This window comes from Ensifer sp. Root423 (assembly GCF_001426275.1).
GTDB classification, from domain to species: domain Bacteria; phylum Pseudomonadota; class Alphaproteobacteria; order Rhizobiales; family Rhizobiaceae; genus Ensifer; species Ensifer adhaerens.
This window is the reverse complement of record NZ_LMEG01000024.1, coordinates 23,205-39,260: the sequence shown is the minus strand read 5'-3', so window position 1 is coordinate 39,260 and position 16,056 is coordinate 23,205. Positions and strand designations below refer to the sequence as shown.

17 protein-coding genes and 1 pseudogene are annotated in these 16,056 nt (G+C 63.9%); 5 read left to right on the top strand and 13 right to left on the bottom strand.

Annotated elements, in window-relative coordinates:
- The 11 genes and pseudogenes from ASD01_RS35740 to ASD01_RS22415 form a co-directional block, all read right to left on the bottom strand.
- Nucleotides 1-123: pseudogene (locus ASD01_RS35740) on the bottom strand (3-isopropylmalate dehydrogenase); the annotation flags it as partial.
- Between the two features lie 64 nt (nt 124-187).
- Nucleotides 188-433, bottom strand: a complete 246-nt coding sequence (locus ASD01_RS22460; protein WP_034801765.1) for a hypothetical protein — start codon at nt 431-433, stop codon at nt 188-190.
- The gene (locus tag ASD01_RS22455) at nt 415-1,803 is read right to left on the bottom strand and encodes an amidase (RefSeq protein WP_060644441.1); all 1,389 of its coding nucleotides are present in this window, start codon (nt 1,801-1,803) and stop codon (nt 415-417) included. Before ASD01_RS22455 ends, ASD01_RS22460 begins: the two co-directional genes overlap by 19 nt.
- A 10-nt stretch (nt 1,804-1,813) precedes the next feature.
- On the bottom strand, nt 1,814-2,788 hold the full coding sequence (locus ASD01_RS22450; RefSeq protein ID WP_082584676.1) for an ABC transporter ATP-binding protein: 975 nt from the start codon (nt 2,786-2,788) through the stop codon (nt 1,814-1,816).
- Nucleotides 2,785-3,801: an ABC transporter ATP-binding protein gene (locus ASD01_RS22445; protein ID WP_060644440.1), complete on the bottom strand. Its 1,017-nt coding sequence runs from the start codon at nt 3,799-3,801 to the stop codon at nt 2,785-2,787. Before ASD01_RS22445 ends, ASD01_RS22450 begins: the two co-directional genes overlap by 4 nt.
- The gene (locus ASD01_RS22440; RefSeq protein WP_034801759.1) at nt 3,798-4,658 is read right to left on the bottom strand and encodes an ABC transporter permease; all 861 of its coding nucleotides are present in this window, start codon (nt 4,656-4,658) and stop codon (nt 3,798-3,800) included. The genes ASD01_RS22445 and ASD01_RS22440 overlap by 4 nt, the downstream gene beginning before the upstream one ends.
- A complete protein-coding gene (locus ASD01_RS22435; RefSeq protein WP_034801757.1) occupies nt 4,658-5,608 on the bottom strand; it encodes an ABC transporter permease in 951 nt (316 codons plus the stop codon). The genes ASD01_RS22440 and ASD01_RS22435 overlap by 1 nt, the downstream gene beginning before the upstream one ends.
- A gap of 137 nt (nt 5,609-5,745) precedes the next feature.
- Complete coding sequence (locus tag ASD01_RS22430; RefSeq protein WP_060644439.1) at nt 5,746-7,221, bottom strand: ABC transporter substrate-binding protein; 1,476 nt, start codon at nt 7,219-7,221, stop codon at nt 5,746-5,748.
- A gap of 56 nt (nt 7,222-7,277) precedes the next feature.
- Nucleotides 7,278-8,024 carry a glucose 1-dehydrogenase gene (locus ASD01_RS22425; protein ID WP_034801753.1) on the bottom strand — a complete coding sequence of 249 codons (747 nt, stop codon included), beginning with the start codon at nt 8,022-8,024 and terminating at the stop codon, nt 7,278-7,280.
- Nucleotides 8,025-8,104: 80 nt separating this feature from the next.
- Complete coding sequence (locus tag ASD01_RS22420) at nt 8,105-9,550, bottom strand: aldehyde dehydrogenase family protein (RefSeq protein ID WP_060644438.1); 1,446 nt, start codon at nt 9,548-9,550, stop codon at nt 8,105-8,107.
- Nucleotides 9,547-10,230 carry a GntR family transcriptional regulator gene (locus ASD01_RS22415; RefSeq protein ID WP_034801749.1) on the bottom strand — a complete coding sequence of 228 codons (684 nt, stop codon included), beginning with the start codon at nt 10,228-10,230 and terminating at the stop codon, nt 9,547-9,549. Before ASD01_RS22415 ends, ASD01_RS22420 begins: the two co-directional genes overlap by 4 nt.
- A gap of 200 nt (nt 10,231-10,430) precedes the next feature.
- Here ASD01_RS22415 and ASD01_RS22410 point away from each other — a divergent pair, with 200 nt between their 5' ends.
- Both ASD01_RS22410 and ASD01_RS22405 read left to right on the top strand, forming a co-directional pair.
- On the top strand, nt 10,431-11,183 hold the full coding sequence (locus ASD01_RS22410; RefSeq protein ID WP_082584675.1) for a DUF599 domain-containing protein: 753 nt from the start codon (nt 10,431-10,433) through the stop codon (nt 11,181-11,183).
- Nucleotides 11,184-11,261: 78 nt separating this feature from the next.
- Complete coding sequence (locus tag ASD01_RS22405; protein WP_034801745.1) at nt 11,262-11,642, top strand: DUF427 domain-containing protein; 381 nt, start codon at nt 11,262-11,264, stop codon at nt 11,640-11,642.
- 65 nt (nt 11,643-11,707) lie between these two features.
- Here the strand turns inward: ASD01_RS22405 and ASD01_RS22400 are convergent, their stop codons facing one another.
- Complete coding sequence (locus tag ASD01_RS22400; protein ID WP_060644437.1) at nt 11,708-12,619, bottom strand: LysR family transcriptional regulator; 912 nt, start codon at nt 12,617-12,619, stop codon at nt 11,708-11,710.
- A gap of 91 nt (nt 12,620-12,710) precedes the next feature.
- Here ASD01_RS22400 and ASD01_RS22395 point away from each other — a divergent pair, with 91 nt between their 5' ends.
- Entirely contained in the window at nt 12,711-13,670 is a 960-nt protein-coding gene (locus tag ASD01_RS22395; RefSeq protein WP_063979532.1) for an MBL fold metallo-hydrolase, read from the top strand.
- 149 nt (nt 13,671-13,819) lie between these two features.
- The gene (locus tag ASD01_RS22390; protein ID WP_060644436.1) at nt 13,820-14,062 is read left to right on the top strand and encodes a PLP-dependent aminotransferase family protein; all 243 of its coding nucleotides are present in this window, start codon (nt 13,820-13,822) and stop codon (nt 14,060-14,062) included.
- Between the two features lie 12 nt (nt 14,063-14,074).
- Here ASD01_RS22390 and ASD01_RS22385 read toward each other — a convergent pair whose 3' ends face one another.
- Nucleotides 14,075-14,800, bottom strand: a complete 726-nt coding sequence (locus ASD01_RS22385) for a glutathione S-transferase (RefSeq protein WP_060521853.1) — start codon at nt 14,798-14,800, stop codon at nt 14,075-14,077.
- 150 nt (nt 14,801-14,950) lie between these two features.
- Here ASD01_RS22385 and ASD01_RS22380 point away from each other — a divergent pair, with 150 nt between their 5' ends.
- Nucleotides 14,951-15,952 carry a LacI family DNA-binding transcriptional regulator gene (locus tag ASD01_RS22380; protein WP_060521854.1) on the top strand — a complete coding sequence of 334 codons (1,002 nt, stop codon included), beginning with the start codon at nt 14,951-14,953 and terminating at the stop codon, nt 15,950-15,952.
- The last annotated feature ends 104 nt before the right edge of the window (nt 15,953-16,056 follow it).

The following is a 16,056-nucleotide window of genomic DNA, read 5'->3' as shown; positions in this document are numbered from 1 at the left end:
GCCCTCGTCCGTCACGAAGCCGGCACCAAGCTCGGCATTCATGTAGGCGATGATTTTGCGGACTTCCGCCATGGCTTCCGGGCCGATGCCGTCGCCGGGGAGGATGAAAAGTTTGCGGGCCATTGTCGGCACTCCTGTGGTTTTCAGTCGGTGTAAAGCGGCACGGCCGCGTTGATAATGATGCGGGCTAGACCGCTGCCTTCGCGCCTTCGATCTGTCCGATGCGCTCGCGCAGCGTGTTGGCGACAGCCTGCGAGGCCGGAGCGAGGGCGATTTCAAGATTGGCGTTGCCGCCGTCTACCTCGATCGCGAGTTTCGAGACGCTGACGCCGAGCCGGCGAACGATGTCGAGCAGGCGGGAAACGATGTTTTCGAGATCGCCGCTTTCGATGGTGTAACGCATGGTGTCGCTCATCATGCGACCTTTGGCCATGGGCGCTGCTGAGGGCGCATGGTCTCGAAGGCACGCGCGAGGCGCAGCACGCCGATGTCGTCGAACTGTTGGCCGATGATCTGCAGGCCGATCGGCAGTCCGCCTGAGGTGTAGCCGCAGTTGAGCGAGATTGCCGGCTGGCCGCCCATGTTGACGGCGACTGTGAAGGCGATGTGTTCGAACGGCTTCTGCGGGTCGTTGACCGGCGAGGCCCATTCAGCCGGATAGGAGGCCGTCGGTGCTGTCGGCGACAGGATGAAATCATAGCCGGAAAGTGCCGCATGCAGCGCGTTGCGCATGGCGTCGATCTGGGCGAAGCCGGTATAGACCTCGCGGCCGGAGAAATTCTCGGCCGTTTTGATCCAGTCGAAGATATAGGGCAGGATCTGCGCCTGCTTTTCCGGCGAAAGGCGCGACACGTCTTCCCAGCCGCGCGCCCGCCAGAAGCGGTCGAGACCGTCGATCATTTCGCGCGTCAGGAAGGGGCCGATCGGCTCGATGATCGCGCCGGCATCGGCAAAGAGCTGTGCCGCCTTCTTGACCGCCTGTTCCGTTTCTTGCGTGACCGACTGGCCGAAGCCGGCGTCGAGCCAGAGGCCGATCTTCAGACCCTTCAGATCACGATCAAGATCGAGCCAGGGGAGATCGGCATAGGGCAGGGACATCGTGTCCCGGGCGTCTGGCTGCGACAGCACCGACATGTAGAGTGCCGTGTCGGCGACCGTCCGGGTCATCGGGCCGGCAACGCGGCCGATAAAGGGCGGGTTGATCGGCACGCGCCCCGCAGAGGGCTTCAGACCGACGACGCCGCACCAGCCGGCCGGCAGCCGGACCGAGCCGCCGATATCCGTGCCGATGTGCAGAGGGCCATAACCGGCCGCGGCTGCCGCACCCGCGCCGGCGCTCGATCCGCCCGGATTGGCTGAGAGGTCCCAGGGGTTGCGGGCCAGCTTGTGGAAGCTGGAAAGGCCGGAAGACAGCATGCCGTAGTCCGGCATGGTGGTCTTGGCGAGAAGGATGCCGCCCGCCTCGCGGGTGCGGGCTGCCGGCGGCGCGTCGGCGGCTGCAGGCGTCAGCGACACGGCAGCACAGCCGAGCGGCACTGCGGTGCCCTTGGTTGCGATGTTTTCCTTGATCGTCACCGGCACGCCGTCGATTGCGCCCAGAGTTTCACCCTTTGCCCAGCGCTCTTCCGATGCCTTGGCCGCCTTGCGCGCCTCGGCCGGGTCATAGGCCCAAAGCGCGTTCAGCTTTGGCTCGGAAGCGTCGATGCGGGCAATCACCGCTTCCGTGACCTCGACGGGGGAAAGCTTCTTCGAGCGGTAGGCGTCGACGAGATCGACGGCGGAGAGATCGGCGAGTTCGGACATGGGGCACTTCCTAGGCAAAATGGCAGCGGGCGGACCAGGCCGGCGTCACCGGCTTGGCCTCAGGCGTTCGGGTCAGACAGATCTCCTGCCTGCGGGGACAGACGGCAGCATAGGCGCAGCCGGCTGCGGTCGTTGCGGTATGGACGGGCGTTTGCGGCGGCCCAGCGGAGCGCACCCGCTTGCGCCGTCCGGAAAACGGTTTCGGCATGGCAGCGACCAGCGCCTGAGTATAGGGATGGCGCGGGTTGTCGAAGACCTCGGCCGTCGGTCCTTCCTCGACGATGCGGCCGAGATGCATGACGGCAACCCGGTCGGTGATGGCGCGCACGACGCCGAGATCGTGGCTGATGAACAGATAGGAAAGGCCGAGCCTTTCCTGCAGGTCCATCATCAGGTTCAAAACCTGCGCCTGGATCGAGACGTCGAGTGCAGACACTGGCTCGTCAGCGACGATCAGGGCCGGCCGGGTGATCAGCGCGCGGGCGATGGCGATGCGCTGGCGCTGGCCGCCGGAGAATTCGTGCGGATACTTGTCGGCCGACGCCAAGGGTAGGCCGACGGCCTCCAGCACCTCGGCGATGCGCCGGTTGCGCTCCGTGGTGCCCGTTCCACGCTCCAGCGAAACGATCGGCTCGGAGATGATCGTCCGAACCGTGTGGCGCGGATCGAGCGAGCCGTAGGGATCCTGGAAGATCGCCTGAAACCCCTTGCGCGCCTCTCGCAGTCCGGCGCGATCGAGCGCGTAGATATCCTTGCCGGCGATCGACACCTGGCCCGATTGCGGTCGCTCCAGCCCCATCACGGCGCGGGCCAGGGTCGACTTGCCGGAGCCGCTTTCGCCGACGATGCCGAGGCTCTGGCCAGCGGCGAGTGCGACGCTGACACCATGGAGCACGCGCAGGCGGCTCTGCTTCGAGAAGATCGACGGGCGTGGCAGGTCGTATTCGCGCACCAGATCGGTGGTTTTGAGGATCACCTCGCTCACGGTGCCACCATCCTTTCGCGCGGATGAAAGCAGGCGGCGCGATGCTGCACATTTCCATCGGAATTGATCAGGTCGAGTGCCGGGATCGCCTGACGGCAGTCGGCCTCAGCGAAGGAACAGCGGTCCGCAAAGGAGCAGTGGGATGGACGGCCAAAAGGATCCGGAACGATACCGGGGATGGCATTCAGCCGCGGGCGCCCATCGCCTTGATGGCGGGAGCCAAGGGCTGCGCCATGCGGCGACGCGGCGAAAAGGCCGCGGGCATAGGGATGCGCCATGCGCGCAAAGACATCGTCCGTGCGCCCGGTTTCGATGATGCGGCCGGCATACATGACCGCGATGCGGTCGGTCATCTCGGAGACGACGCCGAGATCGTGGGTTATCAGCATCAGCGCTGTGCCGGTGTCTTCGATCAGCTCGTCGAGCAGATCGAGGATCTGCGCCTGCACCGTAACGTCGAGCGCCGTCGTGGGCTCGTCCGCAATCAGTAGATCCGGTTCGCAGGCGATCGCCATCGCGATCATCACGCGCTGCCGCTGGCCGCCGGAGAGCTGGTGCGGGTAGAGATCGAGGTCGAAGCGCGGTGCCGGCAGGCCGACGCGGTCGAGCAGCGCACGCGCTTTCTTCTCCGCATCGGCTTTCGTTTCGCCGAGATGCAGCCGCCGTCCCTCGGCGATCTGCGCGCCGATCGATTTGACGGGATTGAGCGCCGTCATCGGCTCCTGGAAGATCATCGCCGTGCGCCGGCCGCGATAGCCGCAATAGGCGGCTTCGCCCAAGCCCGCGAGATTGCGGCCGTCGAAGGAAAGTTCGCCGCGCACCCGCATGCGCTGCGGAAGCAGGCCCATGACGGCAAGGGCTGTCATCGACTTGCCGCTGCCGGACTCACCGACGATCCCAAGCCGTTCGCCGCGGTTGAGTTCGAGATCGATGTCGCAGACGATATCGACCGTGCTTTTGCCCGCGGTGAGTTCGACCGACATGCCGGCCATGTGAAGCAAGGGTTTGGTCATCGTTGCCGCCTCACGCGCGGGTCGAGAATGTCGCGCAGGCCATCGCCGAGCAGGTTGAGGCCGAGCACGGCGAAGGTGATCGCCAGTCCCGGGAAGATCGCGAGCCAGGGCGCCTGATAGATGAAGGTCTGGGCGTCGTTCAGCATCTTGCCCCAGCTCGGCATCGGCGGCTGCGTGCCGAGGCCGACATAGGAAAGGCCGGCTTCGGCGACGATCGCCAAAGCGAACTGGATCGTCACCTGAACGAGCAGCACGTGGTTGATGTTGGGCAGGATGTGCAGAAACGTGATCGCGACGTCGCCGCGGCCAGCGCAGCGCGCGGCCTGCACATATTCGCGTTTCCAGAGGCCCATCGAGGCACCGCGGGTGACGCGGGCAAAGACGGGTATGTTGAAGATGCCGATCGCGATCATCGCGTTGGTAGCGCCCGGACCGAAGATCGCGGTGATGATGACGGCGGTCAGAAGCGCCGGGAAGGCGAAGGCGAGGTCGCTCATGCGCATGACGAGACCATCGACAAAGCCGCCGCGAGCAGCCGCCCAAGCGCCAAGCGGCACGCCGATGCCGGCACCGACGAGAACCGCGACGATCGAGACGCTGATCGAGTTGCGGGCGCCGACCATGATCATCGACAGGATGTCGCGGCCGAAGTTGTCGGTGCCGAACCAATGGGCAAGGCTCGGTCCCTGCAGCTTGTCGCGGAAATTCATCGCCGTCGGCGAATAGGGCGTCCAGACATAGGAGACGAGCGCCATCGCCACGAGGATGACGGTGACGGTGGCGCCGATCGTCAGATTTCGGCTGCCGATAAGCTTGGAGATGAGGCTGGGTTGCGCGGCGGCTGCAGGAGCGGACATCAGTGGCCTCCCCTCGACAGGCGCGGATCCAGATAGCCGTAGACCAGATCGACGAGGAAATTGATGGTGATGACGGAGGCGGCAAGCAGGGTCACCAGCGTCTGCACCGTCACGAGATCGCGCTGCGCGATCGCCTGGAAGACGAGGCGGCCGATACCCGGCAGGTTGAAGACATTTTCGATGATGATCGTGCCGGCAAGCAGGAAGGAAAATTGCAGGCCGATAATGGTGACGACCGGAATGAGCGCATTGGGCACCGCATGCTTCCAGAGAGCGCCCGAACGGCTAAGCCCCTTGGCGCGCGCGGTGCGGATGAAATCCTCGCCGAGCGTCTCGATGACGGCCGAGCGCGTGACGCGTCCGAGAATGGCCGCAAGTGGCAGCCCGAGTGCGAGCGCCGGCAGGATGAGCGAATGCAGGCCGTTCCAGATGCCGCCTTCCCAGCCGGCAAAGCCGGAGGCCGGGAACCAGGCGAGCTTCAGCGCGAAGAGCAGGATGAAGAGAAGCGCCAGCCAGAAGTTTGGGATGGCGACGCCCACCTGGGCGATGCCCATGACGACGGTGTCGCCGGCCTTGCCGCGGTTGGCGGCGGCATAGACGCCGATGGCGATGGCGACGGCGACCGAGATTGCCATGGAGAGCAGCGCCAGCGGCAGCGTCACCAGGATGCGCGGGCCAAGCAGCTCCCGGATCGGAACCGAATAGGTGAGGCTCATGCCGAAATCGCCGACGACGAAGCCGCCGATCCAGTGGAGGTAGCGGATCCAGATCGGCTGATCGAGGCCGAGCTGCCGGTGCAGCGCCGCGATCGCATCTGCGTCGGCATTCATGCCGAGCATCAGCACGGCCGGGTCGCCGGGCAGCACCTGCATCAGCAGAAAGACGATGACTGAGGCGACCAGCGTCGTCAGCAAGAGCGACACGAGGCGACCGCCAATGAAGGAAATCACATCAACCTCCCGGAAAGAGCGAGCGTTGACCGGCGCCGGGTGCGTCAATCAACGGCAGATCTGCGTCCGCCCCAACGAGGGGCAGATGCTGGAGCGGGGTGCGGATTTCCGTCCGCATCCCGCTCAATGAAAGTCGATCAGTTTTCCCAATAGGTCTGGGTCTGGTCGTCGGCCGGCACCGGCATGTTCTTCCAGAGACCCTTCACCTTCTTGTTCCAGACGCCGATCTTCGGCAGCGCGTAGAGGAAGACGTTCGGTTCGTCCGCTGCGAGCTTGCGCTGGAGCTGGCCGATCAGGTCCATCTGCTCGGCCTCGGTCGCAGCCAGCGTGTAGGACTTGTAGAGCGCCTTGTATTCCGGGTTCTGGTAGTTGAAGTAGTACTTGTCGCGCGCATAGATATCGAGGTCGCGGGCTTCCGCATGGGCGATGATCGTTGCGTCGAAGTTCGAGTTCTTGAAGACCTGATCCAGCCATTGTGCGAACTCGATCGGAACGAGGTTCACCTTGATGCCGACTTCGCTGAGCATGGCCGCGATGATCTCGCCGCCGCGGCGGGCATAGGCCGGCGGCGGCAGCATGATGGTGATTTCGAGGTTCTGAACGCCCGCTTCCTGCAGCAGTTGCTGCGCCTTGCCGGGGTCATAGGGGTAGGTCTCGTTCAGATCGACATAACCGGGTTCGACCGGCGAATAATGCGAGCCGATGGTCGTGCCGAAGCCCGAGTAAGTGCCTTCGACCAGCGCCTTGCGGTCGATCGCATGGGCAAGCGCCTGCCGCACGCGCACGTCGTCGAAGGGCTTCTTCGCATTGTTGAGCGCAAGCACCACCTTGCCCGTGGTGCTGCCGACCTCAACCTGCAGGTTCGGGTCGCTCTGGAACTGGCTGACCAGTTCTGCGGCCTGGAACATCGGGAAGGCATCGACGTTGCCGGCAAGAACGGCGGCCGCTGCAGCCGAGGGGTCACTGATGAACTTGAAGGTCACTTCGCTGAGCTTGGCCGGTTCGCCCCAATAGTCGGCGTTCTTTTCCAGCACCACCTTGTCGCCCTTCGCCCATTCCTTGAACTTGAATGGGCCGGTACCGACCGGCTTGGTCTTGTTGTCGGCGGCCGACGACGGCGCGATCATGACCGCGTCGCCCCAGGCCATGTTGAAGAGGAAGTTGGAGGCCGGGCGCTTCAACGTCACGACCGCGGTTGCCGGATCCGGGCATTCGGTCTTTTCGATCGGCTCGAACAGGCCCTTCTGCGCATTGGTGGAATCGGCCGAGACGGCGCGCTCATAGGAGAATTTCACCACCGAACAGTCGAAAGCCGCGCCGTCATGGAACTTGACGCCCTGGCGGAGCTTGAAGCTGTAGGTCTTCTGGTCGTCGGAGATCGTCCAGCTCTCGGCGAGCAGCGGCTTCACCGTGCCGTCTTCCACCACCCGGACGAGACCTTCGAAAAGGTTGCCGTAGGTGATGTAGCGGATGGGTGCGGCGGCGCCCGCGGTCGGGTCGAGGCCCGGCGGCTCGAGCACCTGGCCGACGGTGATCGTATCCTTGGCCATCGCCGGCGTCAGCGACGCGGCAATGAAGCACGAGGCAAGCGCCAGTTTCGTCAAATTCATCATGGTTCCCCCGCTTTGCGGTTTCGTTGTTTATGGTCCCGGAAATCAGGTCGAAATAATCAGATCGAGCGTCCGCCGTCGACGTCGAGCGCCACGCCGGTGATCATCGACGCCTGCGGCGAGGCGACGAAGAAGGCGGCCTCCGCAAGGTCTTCCGGCTTCAGCAGGCGTCCGAGCGGAATGGAATCGCGGAACTTCTTGCGGATTTCGTCGGAGTCCTCGCCCATGAAGGTGGTCAGCAGCGGCGTTTCGCCGGCAACCGGGTTGAGCGCGACGACGCGGATGTTGAAGGGCGCGAGCTCGATCGCGAGCGCCTTGGTGGCAGAAACGACCCAGCCCTTGGTCGCATTGTACCAGGCAAGGTTCGGACGCGGCCGGTTGGCGCCGGTCGAAGCGATGTTGACGATAACGCCCGCCTTGTTTTCCTTCATGTGCGCCAGCAGCGCCCGCGTCATCAGGTAGACGCCGCGCACATTGACGCCGAGGATACGGTCGAATTCGTCGGGCTCGACCAGTTCGGCGTTCTGCGGCTTGTGGCCGATGCCGGCATTGTTGATCAGGATATCGACGCGCCCGAACTGCTTGAGACCCGCCGCAACGGCCGCATTAACGTCGGCTTCCTTGGCGATATCGGCAACCACGGCGATGGCATTGCTGCCGAGTTGCTTGGCGACGCGCTCTGCGCCTGCGGCATCGCGATCGACGACGATGACCTTGGCGCCGCCTTCGACGAAGCGCTTGGCAATGCCTTCGCCGAAACCGGAGCCTGCGCCGGTGATGAGAGCGACTTTACCTTCCAGTGACACTTTGTTGTTCCTCCCAAGGAGACTTAGATCATGGGTTGGAGCGCGATGCGGGTGGAACGCCGCCTGCGGTTTTGCGCGCTCTAGCCGTGGTAGACAGAGATGGTTTTCATGCTGGCAAAGCCGTAGAGGGCCTCAAAACCCTTCTCGCGGCCATGGCCCGATTTCTTGACGCCGCCGAAGGGCAGCTCGACGCCGCCGCCGGCGCCGTAATTGTTGATGAAGACCTGGCCGGCGTGCACGGCGCGCGCCATGCGCAACTGCCGGCCGCCGTCATTGGTCCAGACGCCGCAGACGAGGCCATAGGCGGTGCCGTTGGCAAGTCGAACGGCTTCCTCCTCGCCGTCGAAGGGCATGATCACCTGAACCGGGCCGAAGATCTCTTCCTGCACCGTGCGGTGTTGGTGCGGCACGTCGCGCAGCAACGTCGGCGCGACATAGGCGCCCTCGGCCGGCGCGTCGGCGACGATCTCGCCCTGCGCCGCGACCTTCAGGCCATCCTTGGCGGCGTCGGCAAGGAAGCCCTCGACGATCGCCTTCTGCCGGTGCGAGACGACCGGGCCGACCGAGAGATCGCTGCCAGCAGGACCGACCTTCAGGGCGCGGTACCGTTCGCTCATCCGCGCGACCACTTCTTCATAGACGGCACGCTCGACCAGAATGCGAGACGAGGCCGAGCAGGTCTGACCGGCATTCTGGATGCCGGCATTGACGAGGAAGGGGACCGCGCGGTCGAGATCCGCATCGGCAAAGACGATCTGCGCCGACTTGCCGCCGAGTTCCAGCGTCACCGGCACGGCGTTCTTCGCCGCGGCTGCCTGCACCATTTCGCCGGTGCGGACCGAGCCGGTAAAGGAGATGTGGTTGACATCGGGGTGTTCTGAGAGGGCGACGCCCGCCTCCGAGCCGAAGCCGGTGACGATGTTGAGCGCACCCGACGGCAGGCCCCCTTCTTCGGCGATGCGGGCAAACTCGAGGATCGTCAAGCAGGCTTCTTCTGCGGGCTTGACCACGGCGGCATTGCCCATGGCAAGGGCCGCGCCGAGACTGCGGCCGAGGATCTGCATCGGGTAGTTCCAGGGGATGATATGGCCCGTGACGCCGTGTGGCTCATAGACGGTCAGCACGGTGAAGCCGTTCTGATAGGGAATGGTGTCGCCATGTACCTTATCGGCAGCACCGCCATAGAATTCGAGATAGCGGGCGAGCGCCACGACATCGGCCCGCGCCTGGGTCAGCGGCTTGCCGACATCGCGTGCTTCGAGCTCCGTCAGAAGGTCGATGTTGCGCAGCACACCGGCCGAAATCCGGGTCAGCACCCGGCCGCGCTCGGTCGGCGTCAGGCGTCCCCACTCACCTGAGAGTGCCGCGCGTGCCGAACGCACGGCGAGATCGATATCATCCCGAGTGCCCCGGGCGATGCGCGCAAATTCCAGGCCGTTGGAAGGATCCCTGACGGCGATGAACTCGCCGCCCGTTGCGTCCTGCCACTTGTTCGCGATGAAATTGCCGTAGGTCTTCACAGTCATGCCTCTTTGTCAGTCCCGCGCTCTTCAAGCAGCGCCTTCAATCTCATGGCCGTCGCGTTGATGTGGGCGCGGGCCAGTTTCTCGGATTCATCAAGGTTCCGTGCGGCGATCGCCTCGACGATCAGCCCGTGTTCGGCGACCGCAGTGCTCGCCCGCTCGCTCGAAAGCGAAAAGGCTGGGGCAAAAACCTGCGAGGTCATGCGCAGAAGCGGCCCGAGCGGCGCCAGCGACGCATTGCGCGAGGCCGCAACGATCGCCTCGTGAAAGACGACGTTGGACTGTGTGTAGGCGCCTGGATCCCAGTTTTCGACGGTCTTGCGCTGGCGCTCCACCTGCTTTGCCAGATCCTTGATCTCGGCATTTGTCGCCCGCTCGGCGGCGTTGCGGGCCGCCACGCCATCCATGGCCTCACGCACCGCGTAGGCGTCCAGCAGTTTCGGCAGGTCGGCGGTTGCGACCCGGACACCGCTGCCCGGCTTGTTGACAACCAGCCCGTCGCGCTCGAGCACGCGCAGCGCCTCGCGCAGCGGCGTGCGGCTGATGCCGAACTCGGCGGCGATCTTTTCCTGGCGCAGCGTCGCGCCCGGCGCATAGACGCCGGCATAAATACGTTCGCGAAGGGCCTGGGCCACTTCGTCGAGCAAGCGTGACTGGCTTCGCCATTCAAAGGATTGGTTCATCGATCCCTCCCAAGATCGAGGCAAATTGTATCCAGGATACAGGCCGAGTCAATCCGGTGATGACACATAAGTCCCAGGGATTGTCAGCAAGTACTGGCGACGCCGTCGGCTTCGGCAGTCCCGACTTGCGCCGCCGCGTTGACGCGCCGCTCGCCGCGGCTTCTATTAGGAACTGCTATGGTGGGAGGCTGGCCGTGCAGATGCTTGATTGGATCGCGATTATCCTGTTCCTCGTGACCTGGGTGGGACTGGAGCCGATGATGGCGCTTGGTTGGCCGCGCCGGACAGACAGCCTGATGCTGGACATGGTGCGTGTCCGGCAGGCTTGGATGCGCGAGGTGCTGACGCGGGATACCAACTTCATCGGTGACGCCGCCATTCTCGGTCACACGATCAATTCGGCCTCGTTCTTCGGCTCGGCCAATCTCATCGTCATCGTCGCCATGAGCAGTGCGCTTTTCATCCAGCCGACGATTGGCCTTCAGTCGGGCATCATCGCAATGTTCGCGCCGATCGAGCCGTTGTGGCTGTTTCAATGCAAGGTGCTGCTCGTCATGGCGACCTTGCTGCGCGGGCTGTCCGAATTCATCTGGGCGGTGCGGCAGATCAACTATTGCCTCGCAGCGATCGGAGCGAGCCCTTCGCGCGAAGAAGCCCGCGACATCGCCGCATGGGCCCACGCCCTGTCGCTGATGATCAATCCGGCCCTTCGATCCTTCAGCCAGGGTGTCCGCTCCTATTACTTCACCGTTGCCGCCGCGCTCTGGTTCCTGGGGCCGATCGCCTTTATTATCGCCATCGTCGGCTCGGTCGCGCTTCTCGTCTGGAGACACAGCTGGTCGGATACGGCCAAGGGCGTGATGGAGGTGCGCAAGCTGCTCGACGAGAGCCATCCGACGGCGGCCGCGGTAGAACCCTCAACAGCCGTCCGTTCTCCGGCGGCAAACAGCTGAGGGTTTTTGGCGTGACCGGTTGGAATTGGCCGGCGAGGTAACCACCTAGTATCCGTAACGTTCTGGAGGCGGTCGCCCATGTCAGACAAACCGATCAAGATTCCCGGCCCCGATCATCCGATCACCATCGAGCAAAACCCGGCGCGGGTCGTCGTCACGCTTGGCGGGCGCGTCGTTGCCGACACCCGCAATGCGCTCGCCTTGCGCGAGGCGTCCTATCCGCCGGTGCAGTACATCCCGCGTGAGGATGTCGACATGTCTTTGCTTGAGCGCACGGATCACGCGTCCCACTGCCCCTATAAGGGGGATGCGTCCTACTACAGCATCCCATCCGGCGGCGAGCGATCGCGAAACGCAGTCTGGAGCTATGAGAACCCGCATGAGGCGGTCGCCGACATCCGGGATCGGTTGGCATTCTATCCGGACCGGGTGGATTCGATCGAAGAGCTTCGGCCCTAGGCGCGAAAGCCCGGCCGTCCGCGCGTCGCCGCATGACGGTTGCTGGAAGCGGCGGCGGTGCGACGTTACTTGCTCCGAACCTGAAACGTCTCGCGCACCGCTTTCAGGAACTCCGCCACTTTCGGCAGGTCGCCCAGTTGCTGGTGGTAGAGGTAGTAGAGGTGCGTAGGCGGCCCGAACCATTCGGGAAGAACCGGCACAAGTCTTCCTGCTGCGACGCCGTCAGCGGCGAGCGCGTCGCTGAGCATGCCGATGCCGAGACCTTCGGAGATCAGGCGCTCACCGATCGCCGGATCGTCGACGACGATCGATGGCGGGCGCTCGAGCGTAAAGTGCCTGTTGCCGTCTGACAGCACCCAATGGGCAAGCTCCCGTCGCATGCGTGTCCGGTGTGCCACCAGGGCGACGTGCATGAGGTCCTCGGGCGAAGACAGCGCCAATCCTGCGCAATAGGCGGGCGCGGCATAGAGGCGCTGCTCGATCGTTCCGATCTTGCGGTAGATCATCTCGCTGTCGACGGGTTCGCCCATCCTTAAGGCCACGTCGACGCCTTCGCCGATCAGATCGACATTTTGGTGGGTGGTCTGCACGTCGACCTGGACTTCTGGGCAGAGTTCCGCATAGCGCTTCAGGATCGGTGGCAGGAAGGTACGGGCAAAGGCGACTGACGTCGCGACCCTTAGGCGCCCGCGCGCCGTACCGTCGGCGGGTTGGAAGCCGGCGATGCCGCGGTCGATGAGTTCGACGGCGCCCCCGACCGATTCCAACAGGTGCTTTCCGGCCTCGGTCAAGGAGACCCGGCGGGTGGAGCGCAGCAGTAGGGCGACGCCAAGTGCTGCCTCAAGCTCGCCCAGGCGCCGGCTGACCGTGCTCGGTGGCAGGTGCAGGCGAAGCGCTGCGGCAGAAAAGCTCTCGGAGCGGGCGACCTCGAGGAAAATCCTGAGGCTGTTGAGATCGGCAGATTGGGGGGATTTCATGCGTTTCCGGAACAATTACTTCCACGATCGCAGGATAATCGTCCGACGGTTGAATTGATAGCGTCTCGGCATCCAATCGAAGGAGCCGATCATGACCACCCGCAGACAAGCTTTGGGCCTTCTTGCCGCCACGGCCCTGTTGCCGCTCGCGCCGCGGTTCGCCTTTTCCGCCGCCCCGTTCTCGACCGTCGCCAATGCCGGTTACTACCGCTTCCGCTTCGGAAAGTTCGAAGTCACCGCCTTGTCGGACGGCACCTTGGCGTTGCCGATGACGAAGATCTATCAGAACGAACCGGAAAGCGAGCTGCAGCGCAGGCTGGACGAAAACTTCCTCGGCAAGGAGCCGCATCTGTCGATCAACGCCTATCTCGTCAACGACGGCGAACGGCTGGTGCTGATCGATGCCGGGTCGGGGAGCCTGCTCGGCACTGCCGCCGGCAAGCTCTTGAGGCATCTCACGGCCTCCGGCTATCGCGCCGACCAGGTCGACGCCGTGGTCCTGACGCATGTGCACGCGGACCACTCCGGCGGCCTCACCATCGACGGCAAAGCACAATTTCCGAATGCCGAGATCCATCTCGCCGAGCGCGAATACCGCTACTGGATCGAGCGGGAGGGCGTGACGGCGCTGACCGAGGCGCAGAAGACCGACTTTCAGCGAGCGCACGATGCCCTGGCCCCCTATATCGCCGCCGGAAAAGTGAAGCGTTTCGCAGACGACGCGGACGTCTTGCCGAACCTCGGATCGACGCTGCGCGCCGGGCACACGCCCGGGCATTCCGCGATCGTGCTGAAAGCGGATGACGGCCAGCGCCTCGTATTCTGGGGGGACGTCATTCACGGCGACTACATCCAGTTCGACACGCCTGACGTCTTCGTCAGCTTCGACGTCGATGGCACCGCGGCGGCAGCGACGCGTGCCGTGGCGCTGGCGGATGCGGCCGATGGGCGATATCTCATCGCCGGTGCGCATCTGCCGTTCCCCGGCGTCGGCCATGTGGCGCGCGACGAGACGCTCTACCGCTTCGTCCCCTGGAACTACGTCGAGTAGCGGGTGGCTGTTTCAGTCTTGTCTACGAGATGAGGTTGCGGACGAAGGTCACGACGTCTTCGCCGTCATTGATGTAGGCTAGGCCTGCGCCGAACTGTAGACGGTGCACCAACCTCGCCATTCTCTCGGACTGGGTAGATGCTGAGCCGTTGATCGCCTGGATCAAGCCGCAGTCGAGCACGACGGCGCTTCTGAAATACGACCTGCCGATGACTTCAGAGGCATTCTGCCTGCAACTGCTACAGCGAACCGGCGTGATGTTCACGCCGGGCAGCGCCATGGACATGGGAGGCTATCTCAGGATCGGCTACGCCAACAACGAAGGCATTCTACGCGGAGGCTTGAGGCGCGTCTCCGCGTTCCTGCGGGAGCACCAGGCGGCGGCCGCCTGAGGGGAGTTTCCGTCAGGGCGCGATATCCAGTTCCGGGTAATTGCGGAAGATGCCGTCTTCATTGAAGGCCAGCCGTCGCGATGAGGCGAGATAGGCGGCGATGTTCGGCCGGGCTTTCACCGAGGCGTGCAGTTTCATGAGATTGGGGTAGTCCTCCTCATAGTGCCGCATCGCTTTGGCAAAGGCATAGCGTAGCCCCTCGATCACCTGGAACAGCGAAAGGTCGACATAGGTGACGGCGTTCCCGACTGCATGGCCGCTGCCATCAGGGTTTTGCGCGAGAATCCGCTCGAAATAACCGAGAAACTTCGGGATGCGGTTGGTGACGAATTCGAATGCGCGGTCCTTCGCCTCCGCCTTCTGCTCCTCATAATATTTCGAAGTCGCGATCGGATGGTGCGTGTCATGCACTTCGGCGATTAAGTCGGTGACGGTGAGCTGCAGGCCATTGGCGAACCACTGCAGCGCCTCACCGTCAGGCGCAAGGCTGAGCTTGGGGCCGAGGTAGAAGAGGATGTTGGCGACATGCGAGATGATCTGGTTGCCATCTTTCAGAAAGGGCGGCGCAAATGGCACGTGCGCCTCGGTGGCGCTCTCCATCAGCTTCAGCATCTCCCCGGTGCCGCGGCCCGGCGCGCGCGTCACATCGACATAAGCGGCGCCGGCGTCCTCGAGTGCCAGTCGGACAAATTCACCGCGCCCCTGGATGCCGTCCCAGTAGTACAATTCATAGGTCATGATGCCTCGATCCCATTCTCGATACCCGGTTGATATAGGCGCCGCGGCAGCGGCGGCGAGGGGAGGCCCTGACTTCGGACGCCTGCTCTGTCGAACAGGGGCGATCACATGCTAAGGCGCTATGAACACGTGTGGTGGGGAGTAGTCCAGGTGAGCAAGCCGAACTATCGCGACATTGCTGAACTGGCAGGCGTCGGTACCGCGACGGTCGAGCGGGTCTTGAACGGCCGCGGTGGTGTTCGCCCGGACCTCGTCGAAAAAGTCGTCGTTGCGGCGCGCGCGCTGAATTATCCGCGAACCCTTCCCGAGACCCATCGCGGGCTTTTGCGCATCGATGTGCTGATGGTGCGGCCGGAGACGACCTTCTATCGCCGCCTGTCGCAGGCCTTTCAGCGGATCGCCGAGACGCTGGATCCGCTCGTCGTCGTGCATCGCAGCTTTACCGAGGAAATGAAGCCGGAGGAGATCGCCAGGCGCATCCTTTCAGCCGAGGTTAGCCGCGCCGGATTGATCCTGGCCGTGCCCAATCATCCGCTGATCAGCGCCGCTGTCGAAGCCGTGATCGTGCGCGGCGTGCCGGTGGTCCATGTCGTGACAAGGGCCTCGCACGACTTGGGCGAATTCGTCGGCATCGACAATCACGCGGCCGGACGAACGGCGGCACTCTTCATCGCGCGCATGGCGCGCAAGGCGGGGCCCGTCGTCGCGCTCTGCCACCCGATCTATCAGGTCCATCGCGACCGCCTCAGTGGCTTCTCGGACTATTTTGAGGGGCATCCGGGCGACCGCCGATTCGAGTGGCTGGGTTTTACCCGCGACGAGGAGCACTATGGCGCCGAAGCGTTGCGATGGGCGCTCGACATGTATCCGGATATGGCCGGGCTCTATAATGCCGGCGGCGCGAATGCGGCCCTGATCGACGTGCTTCGCCGACATAAGCGTGGCACCGAAATCTTCTTCGTCGGCCATGAGCTGACCGACTACACCCGCAAGGCGCTTAGCGACGGCATCATGGACGTCGTGCTCGACCAGGCGCCGGAGGCACAGGCCCGTCGCTCGCTTGACCTGATGCTGCGGCGGATCGGGCTTTCCGAGATGGAGCCGGACACCGCCCCCATTCGCTTCATTACCATCACAGCCGAAAGCCTTTGATCTGATTTGATCAAACAAGCTTTCGCCGTTCCGACCGCCTCCTGCTAGATTTTTATCAAGAAGGAGGCGCTCCGACAGACCCGGAAAGCAACCTCCTTCGAAGG

What these genes read in the sequence shown, in the direction of transcription:
- ASD01_RS22400 (WP_060644437.1), bottom strand. Translation starts at nt 12,619, where the DNA reads ATGAAATCCCCCCAATCTGCCGATCTCAACAGCCTCAGGATTTTCCTC.
- ASD01_RS22430 (WP_060644439.1), bottom strand. Translation starts at nt 7,221, where the DNA reads ATGATGAATTTGACGAAACTGGCGCTTGCCTCGTGCTTCATTGCCGCG.
- ASD01_RS22420 (WP_060644438.1), bottom strand. Translation starts at nt 9,550, where the DNA reads ATGACTGTGAAGACCTACGGCAATTTCATCGCGAACAAGTGGCAGGAC.
- ASD01_RS22440 (WP_034801759.1), bottom strand. Translation starts at nt 4,658, where the DNA reads ATGTCCGCTCCTGCAGCCGCCGCGCAACCCAGCCTCATCTCCAAGCTT.
- ASD01_RS22455 (WP_060644441.1), bottom strand. Translation starts at nt 1,803, where the DNA reads ATGTCCGAACTCGCCGATCTCTCCGCCGTCGATCTCGTCGACGCCTAC.
- ASD01_RS22405 (WP_034801745.1), top strand. Translation starts at nt 11,262, where the DNA reads ATGTCAGACAAACCGATCAAGATTCCCGGCCCCGATCATCCGATCACC.
- ASD01_RS22385 (WP_060521853.1), bottom strand. Translation starts at nt 14,800, where the DNA reads ATGACCTATGAATTGTACTACTGGGACGGCATCCAGGGGCGCGGTGAA.
- ASD01_RS22395 (WP_063979532.1), top strand. Translation starts at nt 12,711, where the DNA reads ATGACCACCCGCAGACAAGCTTTGGGCCTTCTTGCCGCCACGGCCCTG.
- ASD01_RS22445 (WP_060644440.1), bottom strand. Translation starts at nt 3,801, where the DNA reads ATGACCAAACCCTTGCTTCACATGGCCGGCATGTCGGTCGAACTCACC.
- ASD01_RS22460 (WP_034801765.1), bottom strand. Translation starts at nt 433, where the DNA reads ATGGCCAAAGGTCGCATGATGAGCGACACCATGCGTTACACCATCGAA.
- ASD01_RS22410 (WP_082584675.1), top strand. Translation starts at nt 10,431, where the DNA reads ATGCTTGATTGGATCGCGATTATCCTGTTCCTCGTGACCTGGGTGGGA.
- ASD01_RS22415 (WP_034801749.1), bottom strand. Translation starts at nt 10,230, where the DNA reads ATGAACCAATCCTTTGAATGGCGAAGCCAGTCACGCTTGCTCGACGAA.